The sequence below is a fragment of the Haloarcula sp. H-GB5 genome, from assembly GCF_054850705.1.
In genome coordinates this window covers 17,684-41,581 of record NZ_JBTWBG010000010.1, presented here as the reverse complement: position 1 = coordinate 41,581, position 23,898 = coordinate 17,684, and the positions used below count along the sequence as shown (strand labels likewise).

Genomic DNA, 23,898 nt, shown 5'->3' with positions numbered 1-23,898 from the left:
TTCCGACGTCTTTCTGTTGACTCTTCTCAGTCGCCCGCTTGAGCGCTTTTTCTGCTTCGGGGTTCAGCGATAGTTCTGCCTCGTGGTACTGCTCCCGTGCTTCTTCATCCACGACCCGGCCAATGTCTTCCGGAGCATCGCGAGCGGCAGTCGTTGGGTCCCTCGTCCGGGAGGGCTCTTCATACGCGGTCGCTGCTTGTTCGCGCAACTCTCGGATATCTTCCCGATCCATCTCCAACTCTGCGCGCTCGCCAGTCGCCGCGATGTGTGCGTGGGGAAACTCTGTGTCTCGGTGGACCCCATACACGTAGTCAGTCGTCGGCTGCTGGGCAAACTCACTGTTCATGAAGTCCCGAGTGTTGGCACGGACTTCTTCTGGCGAATATTGTCCCGTAGGATCAGGGGAGACGATCATGTGCCGCTGGAATCCGAACTCACGGCTCTTGTCGACAAACCGATTCACCTTTGAATCGGACAGTTCTCGACCAGCGGGATTCCGTAGGTCAACTGTCGCGCCGGCGTCCTGGTCCCGGTCGCGCCGGATGTAATCAACGAGATTCCCTGCACCACCTTCTCGGTAATCTGTTTTCAGCATCATGCACTCTCACCTGCCGATTCAGCAGCAGTCGAGGCATCTGACTCAGAGTCGCCTTCGGCTCTCGATTCAAGACCCGGATCTTGTCCGACGTGTTCACCAGCAAATTTCAGCGCAAGCCGTCGCTGCTCAGCTGAGTAGTCATCTTGAAGCAGTTTCCAGATCGCAATGGTGTATGCTGTTCTGACCTCCTGAATGGTCTTCACCTCCTCCATTGTTCCAGACTCAAACTCCGCTACCAGCTCTTTCACCTCGCGCTGTGCCTCTTCCAGCAGTAGCTCTATGCTCGTGTCAGTGTTGTACCGACGATACTGGTTCTCCCCAGTTTCCCGGTCAATGTGTTCCTCAATAACCTCGTGTCCGTATTTCGAGGTAGATGTCCCCTCATCGTCAGCCAACTGGTCAAACCATTCTTTGTACGCTTCGGTGGTGTAAATCTGGAGTAGAGTGTCTCTCTCAGTCATTCCTGACCCTCCTTGTTTCGGATGTTTTCAACCTCTTCTTGGACTTTCTCCGACGCTCCTTCCATCGCAGCAGCGCGCTTGTCTGCCGGGAACTCAGAGGAAATTAAGTCCCACAGAGCGACCGAGTAGAACAGTTCCTGATCCGTGTCAATGTCTGTTGCTCCGTCAACCTCTGCTGCGACAATATCTGCTAAATCATCAAGTTCCGACTCAAGATTCAATTCGTTGGCTCGTTGCTCTTTCAACTCACGGTCAATGCGCTGTTCCGTAGCCTTCAGAACGTACTCCGATAGCTTTTCATCTGCTTTCTGCGCCTGCTTTACAACCTGTTCTCCCTGTTCTGGGTTCAATCGAATCGAGATGACGTTACTCATTTGAATTCTCCGTAGTGTCGAACTCCGCATCAGTCTCTGTCTCGATACCACCGTCAGCGACAACTGCTTCTGGCTGTGTCTGGTCAAGTGCTACAGACACCACGTCCACCAACTCGTCTTCGCTGAGTCCGTTGAGGACGTGTTCAGCCTTCTCCGGGGACAATCCACGATTCGCTAACTCTTGCTCGACTGCCTTCGAGCGTACGAACTCTTCGAAGTCAGCAGCGCGGGAGTCAGCCTCGTGAGCAACAACGTCGAGCGCATCTTCCGCGTCAGCGTCGAGGTCAATGATCTGCTTTTCCTCCCACGACGTCTTGATCGTCAGCGGGTAGTCTCCGTGTTCGTCGACGCGAACCAGTGCTTGCGAGTAGCCCTGACCGTCACCCAGTGACTCCTTGCCGGCTTCGGCGTGCTGGATGTAAGACTGCTGTTCGTCCGTCAGTCCAGCGCTTGTTGCTGTCTCGTCGCCTAGCTCTGGCTCGCGGTGATGCACCTTGATCGGGCACATTCCTGCGATTTCCTCGGCTGCGCCCTTGTCCTCGAACTCCGAGAGCGTCTGGGACAGCATCACCAGTCGCAGTCCGGCGTGGCGCTGGTGGCGAGCAATCTGGTTCAGCGACTCCAGATTTGCGTCGTCGTTGAACAGGTAGTGAGCTTCGTCGATGATGATCTCGACCTTCTGCTGCATATTCTTGGCCTGCTGGTACAGCGTCGACAACAGCAGTTGCATGATGAACGACTGCTTGCCGAGGCCACTGCCCGAGCCTTCGACCTGCTGGAGGTCCAGATAGACGGCCTTGCTGCTGTCGTCGATCAGCCGCAGGTCCGACTCTTTCGAGAGGTTGCCGAACGTACTCCCCGGTCGGAACGGATGCAGCGCAATCGAGAGTTCGTTTGCGTACTGCTGGATTTTCTGCTGGGAGGACTCCGTCGTCGCTCCGGGGAACATTTCTGGCTCTTCCTGGAGACGGTCGACCACTTCGAGGAAGTCACTCAGGTCCGGCGAGTTCTCCGGCGTGTGCGTCGACGGGTCCGCTGGGTCGATATCCGATTCAGTGAATATCTTGTCGATCAGGAACGTGATGAGGCCGCTGTGCATCTCCAGATCGACATCCCGGGATTGCAGGAAGTTCTCGATGACCCCGTACACTTCGTCTTTCTTGGCGGAGACGGGCTGCATATCCGGGGACTGTTCGAGGACATGCGGCGGCGTCGGATGCATCTCACACGGGTTCAGCGGCGTCTCGCCGCTGATCGTGATTGTCTTTGCATCCAGCATCTTCGCGCTGCCATGCATATCCCCGACCGGGTCGATGTAGATCTGCTTGACGTCCGACCGCTTTTTCAGCATCCGCATCGCCCGAGCCTGCGTACCGTGCGTCTTCCCGCCACCGGGCATCCCAGTGACCAGCTCCGAGTGACCGGTTTCCAGTTCCCACGGGTCGATCAACAGCGAGGAATCGTTGTGTCCGTGCAGTCCGTACTCGATGCCGTCCTCCATCCGGAGGTAGTTCGACGAGAACGGGAACAGCGACCCGAGTGCTTCCCCGGTCATTGAGGAGAGTCGGTTTTGTCCGAGTTCGTTGGCCCCGATCGGCGAGACAGTCACCAGTCCTGCTTCCTGCCGGCGGGTCGTTCGCTTGACCCCGCAGTTCGACGGTGAGTCTCGCAGGAGCGTTTCGAGCCGGTTCGTTTGCTTCCGGAGGTCTTCTTCGGTCTCAGCGGTCAGTCGGATGAACGCCCCGACACGGAACAACGACGTGTGGTTGCGCCGGACCATTTGCCGGATGTACTTCGCTTGGTTGACCTCCTGTTCGATATCCTCCGCTTCCAGCTCCCCCTTGTCGTTTTGCAGCATCTTCAGCGAGGAGATCCACTCCTTCATCACCGACACTGCTGTATCAGCGTCGTATGGGTCGATGTGGATTGAGACGTCGACGGCAAGGTCCGTATCCAATAGCAGTTGCTCCAGCATTCCACTGGTCGGATGCTCGGGATACGTCTCGATCCAGAAGCACCGGGTGTACGTCTCTTGGTCGATGAGGGCGTGGTCGGCTTCCCACTCGATATCTGTTGGCGCAACCAGTGACCGATGGTTCTCTCCCGGCCTATGCAACTGGGAGACGAAGTCGGTCTCGTCAACCTCGTAGTCGGTCCCACCGACGTCGTCGGTGTCCATGCCCTCCGCAGCGTCATGGGCTGTGGCACCCTTGCCGTGCTTGATGAGTTCCCGAGCGGAGTACGTCACCGGAGAGACGGAGGCCGCCTCTTCGTACTCCCGCTCGGACCGCGTTTCACAGGCCCAGTAGTCCTCAGTCAAGTGCGCCAGTTCGTGGGGGCTGACCGACCGGCTACGGCACCGAAACATATTGTTGACTGCTCTGTCGACGGTTTCGAGCCGGTCGTGGAGCTTCTTCGCCTTGAATTCCTCTCGCTCAGCGTCAGTGAGCGTGTCACTGTCGAATCGAGTGAACAGCCGCCCAATGACCGGTATCCCAGTCAGGTAATCCGCGATGGAGTCGCTGTTCATCTGGAGGTCGTGAATGTCGTCGTCAGTCACCCAAACGACGATGTAGTACTTGCGTTGGAGTTCAGTCTCAGTCTCGACATTCCCGCTGTCGTCGATGTAGCGGTTGACGAACTCCATGAGGACGCCCCGGAAGATCGAATGGCTCTCCGCGTCGGGGTCGTCGAGTCGGTCGACGTGTGCCTGTATGTGAGACTCGTTGTCGACCTCGGCCGTCGTGACGTGGAGTTTCGCCCGGCCAGTCAGCGATTCAGACAGGCGTGTGAGCGATGTGACGGCTTTGTCCCATTTCTCGTCGTCCTGCAGCGACATATTGGCGGGCTCGACCTCGACCGCGCCGACATACGCTCCGTCGACGCGCTCAATGCCGTGGGGCATGACCCGCTCTAGTCGCGTGACCTGCCGGGTATCCTGATTCCCTTGGCCGTGAGTGTACTGCTTCTTTTTGACGAGCCAGAACAGTTTGACCCGCAGCCACTCAGTCAGGCGATAGTGATCTGGCCGGACTTTGTGCAGGATGTAGAGGAACACTTCCACAACCGCTGTGAGAGCCAACGTTGGGAAGAACAGCGCCGCTGGCACGAACGGCATTCCCATCGCGACGAGGAAGCCAAACGGCGGGATGAGGAACAGGATGAGTTCCCCCAGCGTGTAGTCACCCCAGAAGTTGGTCGAATCTCCGAGGGATTCGTGGATGATGTTCGTATTGTATTCTTCTTCTTCTGAGTCAGCCATTAGTCGTCATCCTCCTTGTGAGGCAGGCCGTCGCGGTACACATCCGGCCCTAATATATCGTCATCAGTCGCAAACACATCCTTGAGCGAGTCGTACGACTCGGACTCATCGGACTCCGTGGTCTCGGTATCGTTCTCGTCGAAGTCGTCGTCGGAGAACGGCGGGTCAACCTCAGATTCGAACACTCTGGTATCGCCAGAGTTGATCTGTGTTTGGCGCTCCATCTTCGTCTGGCGTTCACTAATCGGGGTGTCGTCGCTCTCGGAGTCGCCAGACGAGCCAGACGAGCTGGACGAACCACCGTTGGTGAATCGGCTGTTGAGGGGACTTCCGGTAGATGAGCTACTGGACCCGCCAGAGGGTGGTGAGCCACCAGAGCCACCAGACCCGCTGCTGCCACTGCCGCCGCCAGAAGGCGGAGCGGAACCGCCTGACCCACCGGAGCCACCGCCGCCGGAGCCACTGTTGCCGCCACCTCCGGAGCCGTTGGGGCCGCTGCTGGAACCCCTCTTCATGCCAGCGGGGTTGGCTGCCATCTGGCGGTGGACCATCTGAGCACCCGTGGCAGCACTGCCGACACGCCCTTTTGCAGCGCCTGAGGCAGCTCGAATCGTGCCACCCGTCGCCATTGCTGCGCCGGGGCCACCGACCGCGCCAGCGCCGGCTGTCGCCGCTGCACCACCAGCCGCCGCACCGATCTTGAGTGGCTTTTTGCCGCCGGCGAGTGCCTGTTCGCTGACTTGGATTGCCACGCGGCTACTCCGCTGGATGAGGACCTTCTGGGACTTCGCCGCCAAGTACAGCGTCACGAGGCTGATGAACAGCGATAACTTAGAGGGAAGTCCCCAGTTTGTCGCTTCAAAGCTCATGCGGATCAGGATCGCAGGCGGGATGCCCGCAGCGAGGACGCCCGGGTACGCGCCGGCGACCTGTTTCGCCAGTCCCGAGAAGCGATTCAGCGGCCAGACCTCCACTGCCCAGAATGTCGCGACCAGTGGCATCGACAGCGTCAGCAGGAAGACCAGCAGCCATCTGGTGATGAAGATGAACGCCGCCTTGAGGTAGACGTACAGTCCGACAATGATGAGGACGACGAATATCCCAAGGCTGAACGAAGCGATTTCTTGAACTGAACCGATCATTGCGGCGATCTCAGTCCTCGACTGACCGGAGCGGTAGATTGCTTTTCCGATAGCATCGAAGAATTGCGTCCCCAGTGAGGCCACTGGGAGCCAGAAGAACAGCGAAAGGAAGGCAACTCCGAGTCGGCGAAGAAGCTTCTTCCGAATAACCGGGTTCATCGACCCGTACCTGAGCCCGATCATCGCCAAGACGATGAACTGCAGTCCGAGTGCCAACCCAACGATTCCGTCGAAGTAGATGCCCGATATTAACGAGTTCCACGGGGTATTACTCGCAGATTCGAACGCAATGTCGACGGGGGCTGCTGAATTCGGCCCTTCAGGAGCAGGCGTCCGCACCATCGGGTCGATAATGCTCTCGAAAAACCCCTCCAAATACCCGACTATATCTGTTCTGAGGTTATCGAGGAAGCCGCGGATACCGGACGCGATTGCCGATGAGAGTTCTCCAACCAGCCTCTCAGCGATTTCCTTCACGACATCTCCAGCAAATCCCGACTGCATTGCTACGCCTCCGTCTCCGTCTTTGTCGGGGTTGTGGTGACCTCTTCTGGCTCACCAGCTAGGGTTCGTTTGCACCCGTTACCGGTGCTGTCAAACCTGTCAGTATACTTGATAGGTTGGATGACGATAACCGGGTCACTCCAGAGGAATCCAACAGTCAATTCCTCCTCTCTTAGAGTCGTTTCTTCGACTTTTACGCATTGTGAGCCGTTGGCGAGGAGAAAAGTAAATTCAACAATACCGGTTTCACCCGGCTCTATTGGTTCGAACGGATCGCTGTCTTTGTTTTCTCCATTGAGGATTGTCCGGGTTGCTGCGCCGGTTCGCTGGCCCACATTCCGGATAACTACCCCTAAGCTATCGTCGCGGATCTCTTCATGCTCAGTCCCGGGAACGGCTTCTTCAAATTCAAACGTGGTGCCAAGTTCGAGTGGGAGTTTAGTTTCGACGTCGTCACCACGGAGATAGAGCGTGTGCTGGCCCCGAGGCAGCGGTTCATTCGAGTCCTCGCCCTCTGTTAGCGAAAGGCGTGTCCGGGTTTCACCGGGGCTGAAATAGTCGCTGACGAACTCCCGACCGGACTCTGTGATGATGCTGACCGATGAGGGCTCGATCTCATCGGTCACAGCCACGTCCAGAGCCAATTGGCGGCCGTTCTTGACAATCTCAATCGACGTCTCTTCGATGTAGTCGGACTGCTCTTCTGGCGGGCCGGCGCTTCCACCGTCTCCGCCGCTGTCATCAGACAGCCCGCCACTGCAGCCTGCAAGCGCGGCAAGACCCCCGCTAAGGAGTCCAAGCACTGTTCTGCGGTCGATACTGCTGTTTCGTGGTATAGTCTTGTGTGTCATGGATTATACCAACCAACAAATTTGCCTCTCGTCCAGACGTCGTAGCCATACAGCGCCAGCACAGCTGGAAACAACGTCAGGAGCGTCACTACAGCGAGGTCGATGAACTCCGCAAAGTCTGGGAGGTTCACTTCGTAGGCCACCCGCTCTTGGGTGTCTCGTACCGGGACAGCACGCCCTTGCTCCCACCAGATCTGAGCCGGGCGATACGTGACTATCGCAGAGGAGACCTCACCCTGGTCGACGGTGACCGTAATCTCATCATCGCCAGACAGTGACCGTTCGACTCGGGACTGACCCGTTGCGACGGTAACGTTCCCTGCCGCAATCGGGAAGCCAGCCGTCGGTTCGACCCGGACCAGCAGGTCTGTCGAGTTGTCGGTCGAGTTGACGACCTCAGAGGTGATATTGACCTCGCGGATTAGCGTCGGGTTCGTCGAGTCCGCTGGCTGTTCGATGCTGTTCCCACGGACGAGCCCGTTGATTTCGAAGTTCTCCGTCCGGAGTTGTTCCGCACTCCGTATCGTGAACCGATCTGCCGTCGTGAACGTCTCCGAACGGTTGATCCGAATCTCCGGCGGGAGCGTCGTCCTATTGGTCGCGTTTGCCGTCGTGTTTGCAGTCGCATTCACCGGATACGTCGCTTCGAGCGATGGGACGAACCGCCAGCCGTCGGAACTCTCGTTTTGGACGCGGTTGACCGTGACTGCCGGGCCTTCCGTCGTTCGGACAGCGTGGGTTTCGAGCGGTCGCACTGGCGTCGTCGTGTTCTCCGACCAGTTTTCCCACCCGGGCGGTGAGCGAGTATAGAACCGCCACTTGCTCTGGACTTCGTATCCGCCATCGAACTGGACGCTCTGCCAGCTGCCGGGGATTACAGTCCCGATGCGATAGTCGTCGGTCGTGGCCCCTCTGCCGTTGGGGACGACACCGGGTTCGACGACCATCTCCCGCTCGGAGAGGTTTTCCACCTGGACCGTCCGCGAGTCCGTGACCGTCAGTTCGTACTCGTCAATCTCGTCATCGCCTATCTCCGAGAGATTCGTCGAGATCGTCGTGACCAACTGGAGTTCGGTGGTCCCGTTGATCTCCGTGTAGTTGAGCGTGGGCTGGGCGGCAGTGCTGTTATCCATCGCAGTGCCGTTGGCGTACAGCGTCGTGTTCGTCGACGTGTTCAGGACGCGGAAGTCGTCCTCGAAGAACTCCGAGATGAATACTCGATAGTCGTGGATGGCACGAACGGTTCCGTTCGGGCGGACCAGACGCTCCGTACCCGACTTTTTATGGACGACCGTCGATGGCTCGATGCTGAAGACCGCGACGTAGGCGTCACGAATCCAGAGTCCAGAGCGAGTGTCCGTGACGTTTACTGGGTAGGAGGCGTTCTCGATGCCAGTCCGGAACGAGTCGTGTTCGGGCCGGTTCCACAGCGTTGTGTTCGATGGCTCGCGAGACACCATATCTCCCGTGCATGAGGGGAGGACGGCCAGCGTGCCGTTCTCAGCCTCGGCCCGGTCAGCCCGTGTGAGATTCGGATGGTCAGGGTCGCCGGACCACAGCGCACGGAAGAACGTGTGGTTGTGGTTGTAGGACCGGTTCGGGGGCACAACGCCTGCTGTCGCGTTGTCCCCGACAGAGGCATTGGCCGGCGGGTCCGAGGCGTTCTCGTAGCACGAGACTTTCGCGCTGAGGTTCTGCCTTGCTCCGAGTTCGACGGACCTATTCACGCCTGTCTGGTTCGCTGCTGGCCCTCGATCAACGGACTCGTTGCCCTCGGTTCCGTTGCCTGCTGTCTCGTTGCCTACTGAGTCTCGGACGCTGGAGTCGTTGTTGTCAGTGCGATTCGTCTGTGTTCTCTCCCTACTGGAGCCATTCGGCGCGGTGGCGTTTTGTTGGAGTATCCCCACGCCACCGTGACTCGCGTCGGTGTAGGAGTGTGCCGTCCCCCGCTCAATCTGGGCTGGGTTGCTGCCAGTGGACGCCGGCCCCGCAGCTGCGGCTGTCGAGAGCAGCGAGCAAAGGGCCGCGATCATCAGCAGTGAGCGGAGTGGTGGCATCGTATCTTCAGAATGGCGTCACGCAGTCCGAGAAGCCGAAGCCGACGTTGTCCCCGAACTTCGTGATGAGTTCCGGAGCCACGATTGCCAGTACGACGACGCCGAGGCCAACCAGCGAGAGGATGAGGTCCCGGCGAGCCTCGTTTTGCTGGTTCGGGTTGCCAGAAGCCCGCATATACGACAGGCCACTGCGACCGACGAACACCATCGTCGCTGGCAGGCCAAGACCAGCCAGCGCGCCAAAGACGACGTTGACGCCATCCTCGACAGCAGTATCACAGTAGATGTTCCCGACGTCGGTCTGGCCCATCGCCGAGCCAGCAAATAGCGTGAGGATCAACAGCAGTTGGGTCGCCTGTCGCACGCCGGGCGTGAGCCACGCGTCAGCGAATCGCCGCTTCGCGTGAGTGTAGAGTGTTGGTTGTGTGTTCGATGCGTTCGATGCGTTGGTTTGAGTTGACATGGATGTCTCTGGTTCTGGTTTCTTGCTTGCCCACCGATGCCCCACCGGTAATCCGCTACCGATTCTGTGTTAGATTTCTAATACTATTGTTGAACCCTATCTTGGATTTGGCAGCAGATTATGACATTGGAGTTAACTAAAAACTTGTGAGACAAACAAACTCTATCTCTATATAATACTTTCGTATTATATCGGGCGCTTTGTGCCCTCGCCATTGCTTGATTTTTAATGCATCCTCAGGATAGAAGAAGGACGGCAAATCGGAGATAATATAGGATTTCTTATATCATACAAATCTAGACAATATAGTCTATATAGCTGGTAACTAAATCGAAAGTAGTACCACTTTGCTTACATGATAAGATATATAAGGTAGACCTAGATTTTGTCTTTGGAATAGGTGAACAGCTCAACGGGGCCCTACGAGACGGGGACCTCTCCCCGTCGACAGCTGGGGAGGGCAAAGCCCACGAAGCCGAAGTTGAATAGAATCCAGGTGGGAAGCTGACGAGCAGTCGAATGACCTCACGGACAATGTCTCGTCGAAAGCAACGATCACGAAGCAGATCAACGGCAGACGCTGCTACTGGGAACTGGGGACAAGAAATGAAGTCGAAGTATGATGTGCCGGCCAATCCGGAAAACTACTACCTGTCTGGATAGAGTATTCAGTATTGGTCGGCCCGCCCCCGGGTGTTTCCGCGTAAATTGAAAGATGGGCAAATAGGGCCGAATGTTGGGCGTTAATAGCGTAATTCGCCTTCCAGACTAACGACTCCGCAAACTACACCCCCGGGTGTTTCCGCGTAGTCTTATCAGTCAAGATATTCTTCGATTGACCGGTTCGTCGTGATGAGATCAATAGCGTCGCCAAGTCGAGAGTCTTCGGAGAGGATATCCAGTGTCATCCCGAGGTCGGAGCCAAGTTCGAAAACATAGTGAGGGCCACCACGATTGCCGGTTTGTTTCTTTGTCGCGTTGACAACCCCCATCAGATCAAGTTCAAGCAGGTGGTCGCGGACGCTCCGTTGGGTTCGAATGTCCGCCTTGATCTCCGTAGCGATATCCTTGTATCGAGCGTAGAGTTCGGTCGTCTTCGCTGGGTTCTGGCCCTCTACCTCTAGTGCGACGACAGCTGTTAGCGACAGTTGATCCTGCATCGTCATCTCGCGAATTCCCTTTTCGATGTTTTTTCGATCAATGCGTTCCTGTGCCGTCCTCACATGCTCTTCGGTGACGACATCACTCCCGGTGTTCGACGCCAGTTCACCGGCTTTGTACAGGTATCGCAGTGCCTGCCTCGCCGAACCCTTATCTTGTGCTGCATGCGCGGCACAGAGCGGAATGACGTCACCCTCTAAAACACCCTCTTTGAATGCCTGATCGGCGCGCCGCTCTAAGATAGATCGCAGTTGATTCGCGTCATACGGTGCGAAGTGAATTTCCTCATCAAACAGGGTATCCTTGACTTTTGGAGAGAGATTGTCACGGAATTTAAAATTATTCGAAATGCCGATAACACTCAGATGCATATCATCGGGGATATTACCGTTGGACTTAGCGCGAGGGATTGAGTACAAGATTTCATCTGAGGTCCCGATGTTATCGATTTCGTCCAATACGATGATAACCGTTCCACCAATGTCACTCACAGCATCGAAGAATGCATCGGTGATTTTACTCATTGGATGCCCGTTCAGATTCTCACCAGTGAGACGCTCAACAAGGTTGATCAATACGTGGTATGAAGATGAGTCACCGGCACAATTGTATTGAGTTGTTGTGATATTCAGTCCTGCGTCATCGGCAGCTGCGACGAGATCCTCAAGTTTGTACTCGACACCTGCTGTTTTCCCTTGTCCCGTTTTACCGAAGAGAAACATATTGTGTGGACCGACACCGGTATTGCGAATCGCAGGTGCGAGCGCATTATGGATCTGCCCTAGTTCTTCATCACGCTCGGGCAGTTCCTCTGGATCCCAATCATCTGTGAGAGGACGTTCATCCTCGAATATCGGAGAGCCGCGCTCAAACGTCCGTGACATACGGTGCTTCTTTCACCCCAAGCACATAAGACTAAGTGTTCGGACGTATCGGTTGGTTCGCCTACTACGGTCGGTACAGGTATTTCTGCAACCCCCGGGTGCTTCCGCGTAAATCTGGTCAAGCAGATCAACCACGACAAAGATAAGATATCCTCCCCGGGGGCCCGGGTGTTTCCGCGTAATTCTATAGATGGTGTGAGGTGCGGAAGAGCATAATGAGTCTCGGCAGGAGAGGATTATTGGCGATACTGCGATTAAGAATGCCCTCTAACGCGGGTTTTCCTATCAGCATAAACTGAATCAGCTCCTGTTTCTTACGTTTATTATATCTCTTTCTTTCTAGCTAGTTATTGCCTAGAGTAGAAGAAAGAGAGAAACGGTCTGCTATCCGTTTCAAACCTCTGTATCAGCTTTCTGCTCTCTCTAGAATTAAATATCTCTTCTAGTATTTTCCTGTATTTATATGTGTATCTTGTTTATTCTCATTTAGCCTGTCTTGCCTATCTAGAGTTTACGCGGAAACACCCGGGGGCGGGGGTCCCAAATCATAAGGATGGATTTAGCTGCCATTCGGTGGCGAGGGCAGCAGTTCGCAGGCTCTACCCCCAGCGCTGACGTGGACATCGACGCCTACGGACTGGTGTTCTCCGATGAAATGGCTGTCATCGCCGAAGTTCTCTATGATCTGGGGCATCGGAAGATCAACTACGGCGATGAATTGACGCTGGCTGTGACTGGACGCGCTGATCGACTTGAGGAGTGGCTGGCGTTGCATCCAGATGTCAGGCCGGTGCTGTCGCTGATCGCTCACTTGCGGGGGACGACGCTGGAACGGCTGACCGACGGGGCCGAATCAGTGCGTTACCAACCCCCCAAATCGGTCGTGCTGGAGATTGATCCCGACCCGATGACGACCCAGACTTCGCTCGTCAATTCTGCAAACTAGAGAGCAACCCGTCGATCTGGATGATTCCCTCTACGCGGTTGTGATTAGCGCGATAATCACGACCATTCTAAAGCGTCAGCGTCGAAGACAGAACCGATCAATTACTATCGACTGCAACATATGACATCTCAGATGTGCCAAACTGATGTACGACGGTAGTATGTGATTTTATAACTGTCCATTAGAAGTTATATGTAAATGGTTACTACTTCTGACGATACGTACTCAGTTGATGATGCGAAAGAAGAAATAGACATTCTACGGCGTGTTGAAGATGATGTCGTCGACGCTATCAACCATGCAAAGAATGAAGAGGTACTCAAGTACCTCATCGAAAAAGAAAAGCTGGACACCCGTCATGACGGGCAGCGAGGACTTGGTGCGGTCCGACGTGCAGTCCTGCAGTCTCCGATTGCCTCCGACCGTCTCAAACGCGTGGTCAGTCTCCGTGGCGACGAAACGCCGGAAGACATCCTAGTTCCAAAAGACGTGATGCGGAACGCCAAAGTAGCTCTCGAAGCGGGGAAGCCGGTTGTTCTCTATGGTCCGACAGGGACGGGCAAGACGACGTTTGCCAAACAACTTGCGCGTGAGACTGGAATCGGTTACGCACTTCACACGACCACTCCGTCTTGGACGCCCTCAGACATTATTGGGGGTATCAGTCCCGACTATACTGGCGACTCGCTGAGCTATCGAACCAAACTTGGCTGTGTCTCTGAAGCCGTCCAACGCGCTCGGGAGTTCAATGTTGAGTATGGCGTTATTTTGGATGAAATCACCCGAGCAGATATCTCCAAAATCTTCGGCCCACTCTACACTGCCATCGAGAACCCTCACCAAACGATATTTGAGACCGATGAGGGCGACACCATCGAACTCGACGAGCGGGTCAACATCATCTGCACGATGAATATGTCCGATCGGACAGTCAATGAGCTTGACAACGCCATCACCCGTCGGTTTGCGATGATTGAACTCGACGAGTATGAGGAGGGCAAGCGCAGGCAACTGTTCAAAGACTGGATCACCACGCACGTCAGCGAGCAGACCGACTTAGAGGATAGCGAAATCCTCCGGTTGTTCGAACGTGACTATGAAGGTATCAACCACGGACACGAATCGACCTCTCAGGGCTCAATCATGCGATTCGGACCAATGCATTACCGTGATGTCGCCGTGTTCCTCGGTGTCGGGTGCCGAGAGGGCGGGGAGTACGAACATGACCAGACTGACGCCGTCGCGCAAGCCTTCAGGACGTATATTGTCCCTCGGTTACTGAATTCCGCAGCCTTCCCACAGGTCGAGCGAATTGCAGAACACTACCGTGCACTGAACGGAGAGTTCGAAGACTTCGACCTCTCGCCGGCGGCGGAGCTCGCAGAGCGCGAACTTGAACAGGAACGTCGGCAGATGGGGTCCTACGAATCATGAGCACTGTCGACGAGGTGTATCAGTACGGGCAGGACACATTCAACGTCCCCGAGCGCGGCGAAATTCGGATAGAGGGGTGTCCATCATCCATCACTGACCAGCTTCGTCGAGCGTCGTTCACGCGCGAGAGTCCGGGTGTCTACACCAAGAGTCAGGCAGCCCTCGATGACGATCAAGAGTATCAGGTCGTGACTGTAACGGTCGACGGAGAAGAAGACGAGGTTCTCCACGTCGAAGCCACAGACATCATCGGTGTGGTGAGCCTGACGCCGTCGTCGAAGGTTCAGGTTGACCCCAAGATCGATTGGGAGTACATCTTCGATATGCTGCTGGCGGTCTACGACCAGAACCGTTCTATTGAATACCACGGCATCCCGTTGCAGGATTTCCTCTCGGACGATATTCACCTCGACGACGTGTTCGTCGTGCTGGCAATCAACTATCTCGATGGATTGGAGACGATCCAGCGCAACGGGTACATTCGGGATCTCATCATCCGTCGGATCGACAGTCTCGATGGCCGTGGCGAAATCGATGTCGAACAGACCCTCATGAACCACGCACGAGGGAATCTGGAGCCACATTGGATACGTAACGAGACCGAGTACAACAATGCCGCAAACTCTCTGCTTCATTATGCAGGGAAGACGCTCCTCCGGCTGTTCCGGGAGAACGCCGCTGAGCACGACCACCCTGCACACGACCGTATCTTCTCGGAAGTTCACCGGGAGGTCGAGCGCTTAGAGAGTATGGGCGTTGGGAGCGGGCTGGACCGGATGGGCGAGTATCGACAACTCTCACTGTACGACTTACCGAAGCAGCGTCGGTACTATCGGAAGGCATTCGACGTCTCCAAAGCTATCCTGTCGTCCTCGCTCGGCCAGCAGCTCCGGGACGGACCGCGAGAGCTCGTCGTCGACTACGTACTCAACATGGAGTCGCTGTTCGAGCAGTACTCGCAGGTCGTTATCGAGCGTGAGCTCTCGTACATCAAGTCCTACGATCACCTCAACGAACTCGACGACGTGACGCCGGTCAGGTCGCCGTCAGTCAATCCGTTCAAGGATGAGGGGAAAGTCTCTCACCAGCCCGACCACGCGCTGCAGGAGGGCGACGAGACGCTCAGCGTACTTGACTCGAAGTACTATGCGGAAGGACACGACCCGGTGAAAGACTCGTCGTCGCGGTCGCGGCTATTCAGCTATGCTTATCTTCTCCATGCTGATCGGCTTGCATTCCTGTGTCCGCTATTGGAGCCGAAGCGTCGTCGCGTCGTACAGACAGGTGCTGAACTACAGATACTCTCACCTGAAGAGTTCTCCCTGGAGGCGTACGACGGCGTCATCCACGAGTATCTCCACGAGGTACTCGTCAAGGAAGTCCCCGAACTGGAAGCGTTCCGAGCCGTTGCCGAAAACAAACTGTGTCTTGATGGTGTCGATGAATCGGATCTTCACAAGGCAAAGCAGTTGAGCGGCCCATTCACGTTCAAAGATACTCGGGACTTCTCGCTTCGCGTGCTCAAAGCTGCCGCTGACGAACACTCCTTCAACGTTCGGAATCGATACGACCTAGAGCAAGAGGGCGATTGGACGCGAGAGCAAATAGAACTCAAGTGTGACGACCGATACGAACACGCCACAACGTGTGTTCCCGTGTTCTGTCGGGAAGATGGGCAGGAATGGATTGACCTCTACTTCTTAGTGAATGGTTCGGGTGAAGTGGAGAAGGAAGGCCCATTCAAACTGTTATAACGGGAGTATACGGAATGGGGAAACTCTACCCACGGTTTGTTTATCAGCGTGGGAACTGACCCACAGCCTATTTATCGACGTGGGTGCCGAACCCACATCTATTTCAGCGTGTGTCTACAACGTTGTAGTAATGAGTCAGCACAAGCCGGGGCCTGATGGGGAAGACGGTTCCCATGCTGATGAACTAGAAGAGCGCGTTGATGACTGTTTAGACGGTGATGTTGCCGACGCCGACGATGTTGTAGGCGCGTTCCTCTCCTCGTAGCGTAACAATACGTTTACTGTACCGTAGGTTGCAGTATTTTCCACTGTGGTCCGAGAGCATTCGTTGTCTACTGACGATACAGCTGTTGCGATTTTTCACTCAGAAGCGGAGAGAGAAATCGGTCGGTTGGATGCTACTGATTCAAATGATGCCCTGACCGCAATCATCAACTGTCTTTCACACCCGGTCCCCGAGTCCGTCATAGAGAAGGGCTACGAAAACTGTAAAGAACTACAACAACTCAGACAGGGAGATCTGCGGCTGTACGTGACTCTAGTAACCGACATACTGGACTATACTGTGCTGTGGGTCTTCGCGGTCAAGAAACACAGATATCGGAACCTACAGAAATTCGATGCACGAGCCTGTGGGAAAGTCCGAGCGCTTCGAGAGATTTCCTCTGACGAGATTGAGGGATACCTCCAACGAAACGAGGCCTTGACTCTTGAAAAACTCCGGCAGACGAGAGAAAAACTATAGAGCAACTCCTGTCGACAACGGCCACCCTGAGCAGTCAAAACGGCGCGAGAAGCCAATTCCCGTCTTCCTTTCGTTCCAACTGCGGACCAAACACTTCCTGTAGTGAGTGTAGTTCCTCGCCGTCGCGAAGGTCGTAGGTCTTCCCACTCCGGTGGAATGACCCGTCGACGACGAACTGTACGGTCGGACTCTGGTACTCAAGATCGTTCGCTCGGCGGTCCATCTCTTGGGCAAGGTTCACGGCGAGATCACCATCTCGGAAGGCGTCGGCGAGACCAACGACGCTCACCTCATTGGGGACGTTGTCGTCTTTGAGTCGCTGGAGGAACTCCTCGACCGGTATCTGGTGGTCAAACGCCTCGTACTCATCGGCAATGATGAGATTGTAGCGGCCGGGGATTTGGCCTGGACCTGCCATTGCTTAGTTGTAGTCTCTTATTCACGCATATAGTAGTTTGTCACACGTTTTTCCACCATTTCGAAGTGGCTACAGTCAGCCCCACCCCAATAGTGATAGTATGCGATATTGCTACGCTCTTCCGTAGAAGATTGTTGGTGAGTTGGAGCAGTAGCTGGAAGTCACAGCGGGCAAGGGTGGCGCGGCCGCGCCACCCGACGAAGCATGATTCCACTCAAGACGTTCGTCTCGGAGCGTCGGGCCGCGAATCTGCTGGCACAGATTCGCTGGCGTGACGGCGTCTATTGCCCGCGCTGCCGTGCCGAATCCGCGATTCGGTACGGCAGCTATCGGGTGTTTCAACGGTATCTGTGTAAGGATTGCGGCCGGACGTTCAACGACAAGACTGGCACGGTTTTCGAACACTCAACGATACCGCTCAGGAAGTGGTATCTCGCCGTCTACACGTATATCCGGCTGAACACGAGTATTCGGCAACTCGATGCAGAACTCGCCGTTTCGTACAAGACGGTCTACCGGCGCGTCCAGCGCTTCCTGCGGGCGCTGGACGCGCCTCGGCCACAACTCGAAGGGCCAGTCGAAATCGACGAACTGTACGTCTCTGCCGGACTGAAGGGCCGCGAGCGCGACGGCTGGTCGCGCTCGCGTGGCCTGTCCACGCGCGGCCGTGGAACGTATCACGAGGACAAGCCACCAGTGTTCATCCTCGCTGACCGTGGCACGGGAGAAACGTACGTTCATCCGGCGAAAGCCGCGGGTGAGTCAACGATTCGACTCCTGCTTGACGACCGCAAAGAGGAGTCGCTGACAGTCTATACTGACGGCTTTCGAGCGTACGAGCCACTCGACGAGGACGACGCATTCGACCGCCAGTACGTCGTCCACGGAGAGGGTGAATACGCTGATGGAGACGTGCACGTGAACACCTGCGAGAGCCACGCGTCGCTGGCGCGACGGTGGCTCTCGCCTCATCGAGGTGTCTCCAAAGACAAACTCACACCCTATCTCAGAGCGTTACAGCTTCGAAAACGCGTCCGCCGAAAACCCGGCGACGAAGCGCTCAAAACCATCCTTGAAACAGCGCTATGACGCCACCAACAATCGCTTACCCAAGAGCGTATTGCTAATTCGACCAGGGTTTCAGCAAGCAGTATTTCATCAAGCGGCCAAGGAACGACCCGGCTGATATAAAACTCGAAAACGACGCTAATCGCTGTCGCCACTGAACCTGAGGTCAACAGACCCAATAGAAAAGTTAGCAGCGAGAGGACGGTGCCGCCGTAGATATACATATTCACTAATCCTACCCGAGAAGTAGCCATTCCACCTGCGTACTTCACAGCACCCCTATTTCGCCGCATAACTATATTTGAGATCTAACTAACAAATAACCCTAGTCAGTTAATGATATACTGATTGAATTGAGAAGGGTATATGAGATGCAGGACACCGCTGAAATTCTTGCCGCTCGATGGGAAATAATGGCCGAACTCGAAAGGCAGGGAGAGCTACAGCCAATTAGTGTCCGGACGACAGATGCGACAATTGCTGAGTATGCTGAAATTCTGATTACGTCTATCAAGATATTCCAAACAGCTCGGCAAGCAATTTTCGCCGCTGAAGAGCAATATAACCGAGATATTGAGAGACGGATAGAAACAGATGGCAGGGTCATCGACCCCTCCATGCCAGTACGTTTTAGCGGTGCTATCACTGATATTGCTGCTATCATAGAAAGAGCAGGATGTGAACTAAATGAACTAAATCAGCGTATGGAACAGCTGAGTGATTCTGCCACCTTCGGCCAATCTTCATACTACGAAGAACAAGCGCGGAGTGCGCTAACGAATGCCAGAAAAATAATCGAGATTGCCGAGTTACATCCTCAAACGCATCTTTGGCTGGTCTGGATTAACGAAAGCCTGAGTCAGGCTTCACAGATTCACTACAAAACGATGGAACAGAATAGATTTGAAAATCACAATGACGGTGTGTTCACATATGTGGCACACCCACCCCTCGTCGTAGCAACAGTGGGCTGCACAGCAACTATCGAGGAAGTTGGTGCTTTTTATTTGAATAAATTCACTGACCGAAGTCACGAACCAGACAACACCAGCAGCAAGGAAGTACTTCGAGATCTCAAAGCAACGTACGAACGCGCTGAACCCGAATTGGTAGACGAAATCATCGAGACAGTTGTCAATGCACGGAATGACCTGTCCCACTATGTTACTAGGAGAGAGGGAGCGGTTCCGATTGATGATATGGGGCGGTATATTGAAATCTGTCAAGCGTGTGTTAAGATGACCGGAATATTAGTCAGAGAGATGGCTGATTTGAGACTTGAGCAATTTCATCAGCAGGTAATTTCGTCCCAATAATCGGCAAAATCGAATTTGTCTTCAGGAGAAAGAGCCGTAAGCTGCTTCGACAGCCTCAGTAGCTCGTGATATCCCGGTCCCCGAGCACTCGCGTGTAAGTGTCGTCGCCGGTCACGTCGGCGAGTCGGCCGGCGAGCTCACGCATATCGTCGTCGACATCCCATTTCTCGACATAGTTCTGGACGGCCCGGCCCTTCTCGTAGCGGTAGCGAAGGAACTGGAGCTTATCGAGGTTCGAGAGATGGTCGTCGCCGTCGCCGTTGACACGCTCCTGGATGTACGCCTGGCGCTTCTCGTTGTCCCACGTGCCGAGTTCGAAGTCGTCGTTCTGGTTGTACAGGCGCATCTCCTTGAGGTCCTCCGGATTGGCGTTGGTCCCTCGTGAGAGCTTGTTCACGTCGTCGTAGGAGACGTTCCCCGTGTCCAGCAGGTCGATGAACACGTCCTCGACACCGATGTCGCTAGCCTCTTGGATGATGCCGTAGATTTCTTGGACGACCTCTTTGGCGGACATGATCTCGCCGTCGCGCTGGACCTTCCCGTGGTGCTTGGAGTACTCGCGGAAACACGCGCCCATCTCCATCACGCCGATGTCGCCTCGCGAGAGGTCGCGGTTCTCTTCGAGTTGCTTGCGGGTCCGTCGTGCTGTGCGGTAGATATCCCGACGGAGGGACTTCCACGAAGCAGGGTCAGTGTCGTCGATAGGTCGGGCGACGACAACGATGTCAAAGGAGACTGATTCTCCACCAATGAATTTGCTAATATCTGCTGTAACAGGATAGGTAGCAGTCACTTCAAAGCCAACATCGCAGAGGGATTCCAGAAGTTCGCCCCATGAGTCTGAGTCGCTATGATGGTAGGTGAACGACAGAGTCCCATTCTCTTTCAGAGCCTTTCTAATCACGGTGAACGCCTCATGCAACTCTGATTCGAAATCTTCTGAATCCTTCTCTAAATACGGGTTAGCAACGATACTTTCTGCTCTAGGAGTCTTCTCCTGATCAAAGCCATCATAACGGTCTTTGAGCAACGTCTTCAACCAGACATAAAAGTAGTCAGCTACCTCAGAATAGATAATATTGTCATAGTATGGAGGGTCTGTGATAACTGCATCAAATTCGTTCTCCCTGTTCAGTTTGCGCATGTCTCCCAAATGGATTGAGGAGTTTTCCCCGATTGGCTTAGAAAACGGTTCAGTTTCTACTGTCTCGCCATTGGAGACATACCGCTCGGTCGGTGCAGCAGCATATTTTACACCACTTCTCATCATATCAAATGAAGACTGGAAAGTGCCGCGTCCAAATTCTGTCCCCCAAACGTTGTTCTCTACCGGATACATCGGTGGATCAAATGAATTTGTCCTGAAGAAGTCTCCAATCTTGTTGTAGCCCATATCATACGAGACCATCATCGTATTCGTACGGAGAGAATCTGAAAACGCTAGTAGGAGGTATTCGGCAGCATTCTGACTTTCTAAGTTCTCAATAGCTCTTAAAATCTTAGAGAAAGCCAACAATTGCCGCTCATTATACATGTCTGTCCACTTGGTGTACCCGTGTTTGAATACGTCATTTCCGCTAATAGATGATGCAGCAGTAATCGCTCCTTCGGGGATATCTTCTTTTGGCACATAGTCATGGAGATTAGAACTTTGTTGCCACTCCTCTTTTGCCTCGGAGAATAATTCTATATCCGCTTGTTCCACTTGCTTGTAACCCTTGTGTACACTCTTTGGTTCGCCAGCTTCGTCACAATGGTCACAATAGTATTCGACAGCATACAGTCGGACTTCTGGTGGCCCTTGTTCCTTTACTGCATCAACGATTCCGTACTTTTGGCCACAGTCAGGACAGTTGTATTTCCCACCGCGAGAGACGTTGCCTTCCTTCGGCACAAATCCATGACCACAGTCGTTACAGATGCTTTCTGACTGCCAGTCGTCTACCAGAGTGATCGATTCACAACTTGGGCAAAGGACGTTATATTTATCATCATTCTCATAGCGCCCTCTGGCAATTCTGTAGTCCTTGAATAGCGGAACGGTGTGTCCACAGGAGACGCAGTCCAGTTCCTTCACCCAAAAGTTGTACATCACGTCAGCTTCGTGGTCGCCATTCGGACACGGTGTCTTGTAGTATTGCGTAATCTCGTCGGCGACCTCTGCTTCCACCTGCTCAAAGGCTGCTTCGAGCTCTTCGACGTCGGTCTGGCCGGCTTCGAGTTCCTTCTTGGTGACGAACCACGCGACAGGGTTGAGATCGTTGCCGACTACCTCCGCGCCGAAACGGGAAGCTTCAACGAGCGACGTACCGCCGCCCATGAACGGGTCGAGCACCTTCTTGTCTTCAACGCGCACGTCCTTGGGGTACAGCTCCCACAAGCTCTCCGGGTCGGACATGTCCACGCGCTCAAGCAGCGATGCGATGTCCATCTCTGCGGTTCCGTCGGCGTCGTCGCCGTAATCCGCCAGCGTCCCGCCTTCGTGGCCGGGTTCGAACACGGAGACCTTTTCGGGGTCGTCCAGCAGAGTGTAGAGAGAGATAGTGCGGAAGACACAGCCAAGCCGTCGCGCCCACCATTTGTGCATCGTGTAGATGGGGCGATAGTGCATCTTCGCCCGCCCCTCTTTCGCAGCGATCTCGTTAACGCGCTCGATGGGGAACCCACGTTCGATGGGGAGTTCCGTCCGCTCGCGCTGGCCCGATGAAGATCCGGATTGCTCAGACATGAGTCAGTATGTAACAGGGATTACCGACGACCCCCATAAGTGTGCGTTCTCCCGGTCAGGATAGTTTTCCTAATTACAGGGCAGTACGGGTAATCTTCATACCTTAAACTCAGTATTGTAAGAATATGAGTGATGAGTCAGAATCGGCAGGCGAAGGGTCGACGGATGATAGAACTGAATCCCCCTCAGGTGACGATGAAACAGATTTGCCGCCCGGCCTCCCTTATCCAGTCGCCTATCGGAATACCGTATGGACAATGCCGTCAAATCAGATGGTGATCCGACGCTACACTGGATTCAAGTGGTTCAAAAAAACAGCGGAGGAAGGAGAATTGTACTTTGGTCCCGCAGCGAGTTATGCCGATGATGATCCCAATGAGGGGCAGGTGACAGACGAAGTTCGCTCCAGAGAACAGACCCAATCTGCAGGTGATCAAGTCACGCTGCAGGATGGGAGTGAAATGAATATTTCGAAGGGTATGGAGAGGTTCCGTCAGAATACTCAATCACAGTATTTTCTTTCCTGCTGGCGACTCGGGACAGATGAGAACCGAGATCATTGGGAAAAGTTTGGTTCTGATAATCTGACCGTTGCTATCGAAACAACTGTCGGACAGATATGGAATCATCTACAGTCTGAGAGAGAAGTTCACATGGGAATGGTACGGTATATTGATCGCCAACAGGATACGATTCCCAATGCTCCACCGGAGACGTACTTTTTCAAGGGTTTGGACTATTCTTGGGAGAAGGAATTTCGGTTGGCACTAATCGGTGGTGGTAATCCAATAATGGACATACGCGACGACCCCGACGAAGAATTTCAGCTTCCAGATTATCAGGAACAGGAGTTCGCGTCGTTTGATCAAGATGCTGTAATCAACCGAGTACTGATTGAGCCGGAAGCTACAGATGAAGACCTGCAACGGGTAGAAGAGATTCTATCAGAGAACTCGATTCAAGCTGAGGTTGAACATTCTCGATTGGATAGCGATTCACAGCAGTGTCCAAGCCGGTTCGTATACGGAAATGCAAATCTCCAAACCTCAGAGGAAGAACTGAATAGGCGATTGAAACAGGAAATTGAGTCAACGGACTGGTCAACCTACGATACTGTAGATTGGATACAAATACTACCACTATGGGCGGCAGATAGAGCTGAAATAGTCGGGTCGCATTTTGAAGTCTACCAATACCGTCCAGAAGAGACGCCTCCAGAGCCCGAAGAATACGGACATTCGCGTCTAAAACAGTTCAGGAGAGTATCTCGCTTCAATGACGGAGAGCACATACAGACTTGGGACATAGACCCTCAGGATGAATCGTCCAGTGGCGATTAGACCAATTTGTTGCTTTCCTTAATTATATGTCTGCGAAAGCAAATTACGAAGTCACCCAATGGTGACATACGATACCGCTGGCGGCGCTGGTTTCTACAAAGCTGACCTCCACGTTCACACACCCGGCTCGTATGATTATGCTGACAGCGATGCGGAGCCTGAAGATCTCATTGAGCGGTTTGAGGAAGAAGGTATAGAGCTCGTCGCGGTCACCGACCACAATACTGTAGAGTACTATGAAATGCTCCAGGGAGCCGCAGAGGATTCCAATGTAACAGTTCTACCTGGTGTAGAGATAACGACGGGCCAAAGTGGAGAGCATCAAATACACATGACGGCTATCTTCCCCCCTGAGAAGGCTCAGTCGATCACATCGGGTTAGAGTAAGCGTC

Annotated in this window: 19 protein-coding genes and 1 pseudogene; 9 read left to right on the top strand and 11 right to left on the bottom strand. The window is 54.4% G+C overall.

From position 1 onward, the window contains the following. From ACYJ11_RS20505 to ACYJ11_RS20465, 9 genes are all read right to left on the bottom strand, one after another. On the bottom strand, window positions 1-598 hold a 598-nt coding region (locus ACYJ11_RS20505; protein WP_461649256.1), incomplete at its 3' end, for a relaxase/mobilization nuclease domain-containing protein. Further along, complete coding sequence (locus ACYJ11_RS20500) at window positions 595-1,059, bottom strand: hypothetical protein (RefSeq protein ID WP_461649255.1); 465 nt, start codon at window positions 1,057-1,059, stop codon at window positions 595-597. The genes ACYJ11_RS20505 and ACYJ11_RS20500, both read right to left, overlap by 4 nt. Next, complete coding sequence (locus ACYJ11_RS20495; protein ID WP_461649254.1) at window positions 1,056-1,433, bottom strand: hypothetical protein; 378 nt, start codon at window positions 1,431-1,433, stop codon at window positions 1,056-1,058. The genes ACYJ11_RS20500 and ACYJ11_RS20495 overlap by 4 nt, the downstream gene beginning before the upstream one ends. Further along, the gene (locus ACYJ11_RS20490) at window positions 1,426-4,695 is read right to left on the bottom strand and encodes a VirB4 family type IV secretion system protein (protein ID WP_461649253.1); all 3,270 of its coding nucleotides are present in this window, start codon (window positions 4,693-4,695) and stop codon (window positions 1,426-1,428) included. Before ACYJ11_RS20490 ends, ACYJ11_RS20495 begins: the two co-directional genes overlap by 8 nt. Beyond that, a complete protein-coding gene (locus tag ACYJ11_RS20485) occupies window positions 4,695-6,341 on the bottom strand; it encodes a hypothetical protein (RefSeq protein ID WP_461649252.1) in 1,647 nt (548 codons plus the stop codon). Before ACYJ11_RS20485 ends, ACYJ11_RS20490 begins: the two co-directional genes overlap by 1 nt. A gap of 2 nt (window positions 6,342-6,343) precedes the next feature. Next, on the bottom strand, window positions 6,344-7,192 hold the full coding sequence (locus ACYJ11_RS20480; protein WP_461649251.1) for a hypothetical protein: 849 nt from the start codon (window positions 7,190-7,192) through the stop codon (window positions 6,344-6,346). After that, window positions 7,189-9,249, bottom strand: a complete 2,061-nt coding sequence (locus ACYJ11_RS20475; RefSeq protein ID WP_461649250.1) for a hypothetical protein — start codon at window positions 9,247-9,249, stop codon at window positions 7,189-7,191. The genes ACYJ11_RS20480 and ACYJ11_RS20475 overlap by 4 nt, the downstream gene beginning before the upstream one ends. 7 nt (window positions 9,250-9,256) lie before the next feature. Next, window positions 9,257-9,712, bottom strand: a complete 456-nt coding sequence (locus ACYJ11_RS20470; RefSeq protein ID WP_461649249.1) for a hypothetical protein — start codon at window positions 9,710-9,712, stop codon at window positions 9,257-9,259. Between the two features lie 815 nt (window positions 9,713-10,527). Then, a complete protein-coding gene (locus ACYJ11_RS20465) occupies window positions 10,528-11,757 on the bottom strand; it encodes a Cdc6/Cdc18 family protein (protein WP_461649248.1) in 1,230 nt (409 codons plus the stop codon). Between the two features lie 553 nt (window positions 11,758-12,310). Between ACYJ11_RS20465 and ACYJ11_RS20460 the strand changes: the two genes are divergently transcribed. The 5 genes from ACYJ11_RS20460 to ACYJ11_RS20440 all read left to right on the top strand — a co-directional run bounded on the left by ACYJ11_RS20460 (window position 12,311) and on the right by ACYJ11_RS20440 (window position 16,636). Next, entirely contained in the window at window positions 12,311-12,703 is a 393-nt protein-coding gene (locus tag ACYJ11_RS20460) for a hypothetical protein (protein WP_461649247.1), read from the top strand. Between the two features lie 198 nt (window positions 12,704-12,901). Further along, the gene (locus ACYJ11_RS20455; RefSeq protein ID WP_461649246.1) at window positions 12,902-14,137 is read left to right on the top strand and encodes an AAA family ATPase; all 1,236 of its coding nucleotides are present in this window, start codon (window positions 12,902-12,904) and stop codon (window positions 14,135-14,137) included. After that, window positions 14,134-15,891: a 5-methylcytosine restriction system specificity protein McrC gene (locus ACYJ11_RS20450; RefSeq protein WP_336330895.1), complete on the top strand. Its 1,758-nt coding sequence runs from the start codon at window positions 14,134-14,136 to the stop codon at window positions 15,889-15,891. Before ACYJ11_RS20455 ends, ACYJ11_RS20450 begins: the two co-directional genes overlap by 4 nt. 130 nt (window positions 15,892-16,021) lie before the next feature. Further along, complete coding sequence (locus ACYJ11_RS20445) at window positions 16,022-16,156, top strand: hypothetical protein (RefSeq protein WP_461649245.1); 135 nt, start codon at window positions 16,022-16,024, stop codon at window positions 16,154-16,156. Window positions 16,157-16,219: 63 nt separating this feature from the next. Then, complete coding sequence (locus ACYJ11_RS20440; protein WP_461649244.1) at window positions 16,220-16,636, top strand: hypothetical protein; 417 nt, start codon at window positions 16,220-16,222, stop codon at window positions 16,634-16,636. A 34-nt stretch (window positions 16,637-16,670) separates the two neighbouring features. Here the strand turns inward: ACYJ11_RS20440 and ACYJ11_RS20435 are convergent, their stop codons facing one another. Further along, a complete protein-coding gene (locus ACYJ11_RS20435) occupies window positions 16,671-17,054 on the bottom strand; it encodes a hypothetical protein (RefSeq protein ID WP_461649243.1) in 384 nt (127 codons plus the stop codon). Window positions 17,055-17,258: 204 nt separating this feature from the next. Between ACYJ11_RS20435 and ACYJ11_RS20430 the strand changes: the two genes are divergently transcribed. Together ACYJ11_RS20430 and ACYJ11_RS20425 are read left to right on the top strand one after the other, a co-directional pair. After that, the gene (locus tag ACYJ11_RS20430) at window positions 17,259-18,143 is read left to right on the top strand and encodes an IS1595 family transposase (RefSeq protein ID WP_461649242.1); all 885 of its coding nucleotides are present in this window, start codon (window positions 17,259-17,261) and stop codon (window positions 18,141-18,143) included. Window positions 18,144-18,493: 350 nt separating this feature from the next. Then, window positions 18,494-19,438, top strand: a complete 945-nt coding sequence (locus tag ACYJ11_RS20425) for a hypothetical protein (RefSeq protein WP_461649241.1) — start codon at window positions 18,494-18,496, stop codon at window positions 19,436-19,438. Window positions 19,439-19,493: 55 nt separating this feature from the next. Here the strand turns inward: ACYJ11_RS20425 and ACYJ11_RS20420 are convergent, their stop codons facing one another. Continuing rightward, window positions 19,494-22,166, bottom strand: coding sequence for a DUF1156 domain-containing protein (locus tag ACYJ11_RS20420; protein ID WP_461649240.1), 2,673 nt, complete (start codon window positions 22,164-22,166; stop codon window positions 19,494-19,496). A gap of 125 nt (window positions 22,167-22,291) precedes the next feature. On the opposite strand from ACYJ11_RS20420, the gene ACYJ11_RS20415 reads away from it, so the two are divergent. Both ACYJ11_RS20415 and ACYJ11_RS20410 read left to right on the top strand, forming a co-directional pair. Beyond that, window positions 22,292-23,506: a hypothetical protein gene (locus ACYJ11_RS20415; RefSeq protein ID WP_461649239.1), complete on the top strand. Its 1,215-nt coding sequence runs from the start codon at window positions 22,292-22,294 to the stop codon at window positions 23,504-23,506. A gap of 58 nt (window positions 23,507-23,564) precedes the next feature. Next, window positions 23,565-23,876, top strand: a pseudogene (locus ACYJ11_RS20410) (PHP domain-containing protein); the annotation flags it as partial. Between the last annotated feature and the right edge of the window lie 22 nt (window positions 23,877-23,898).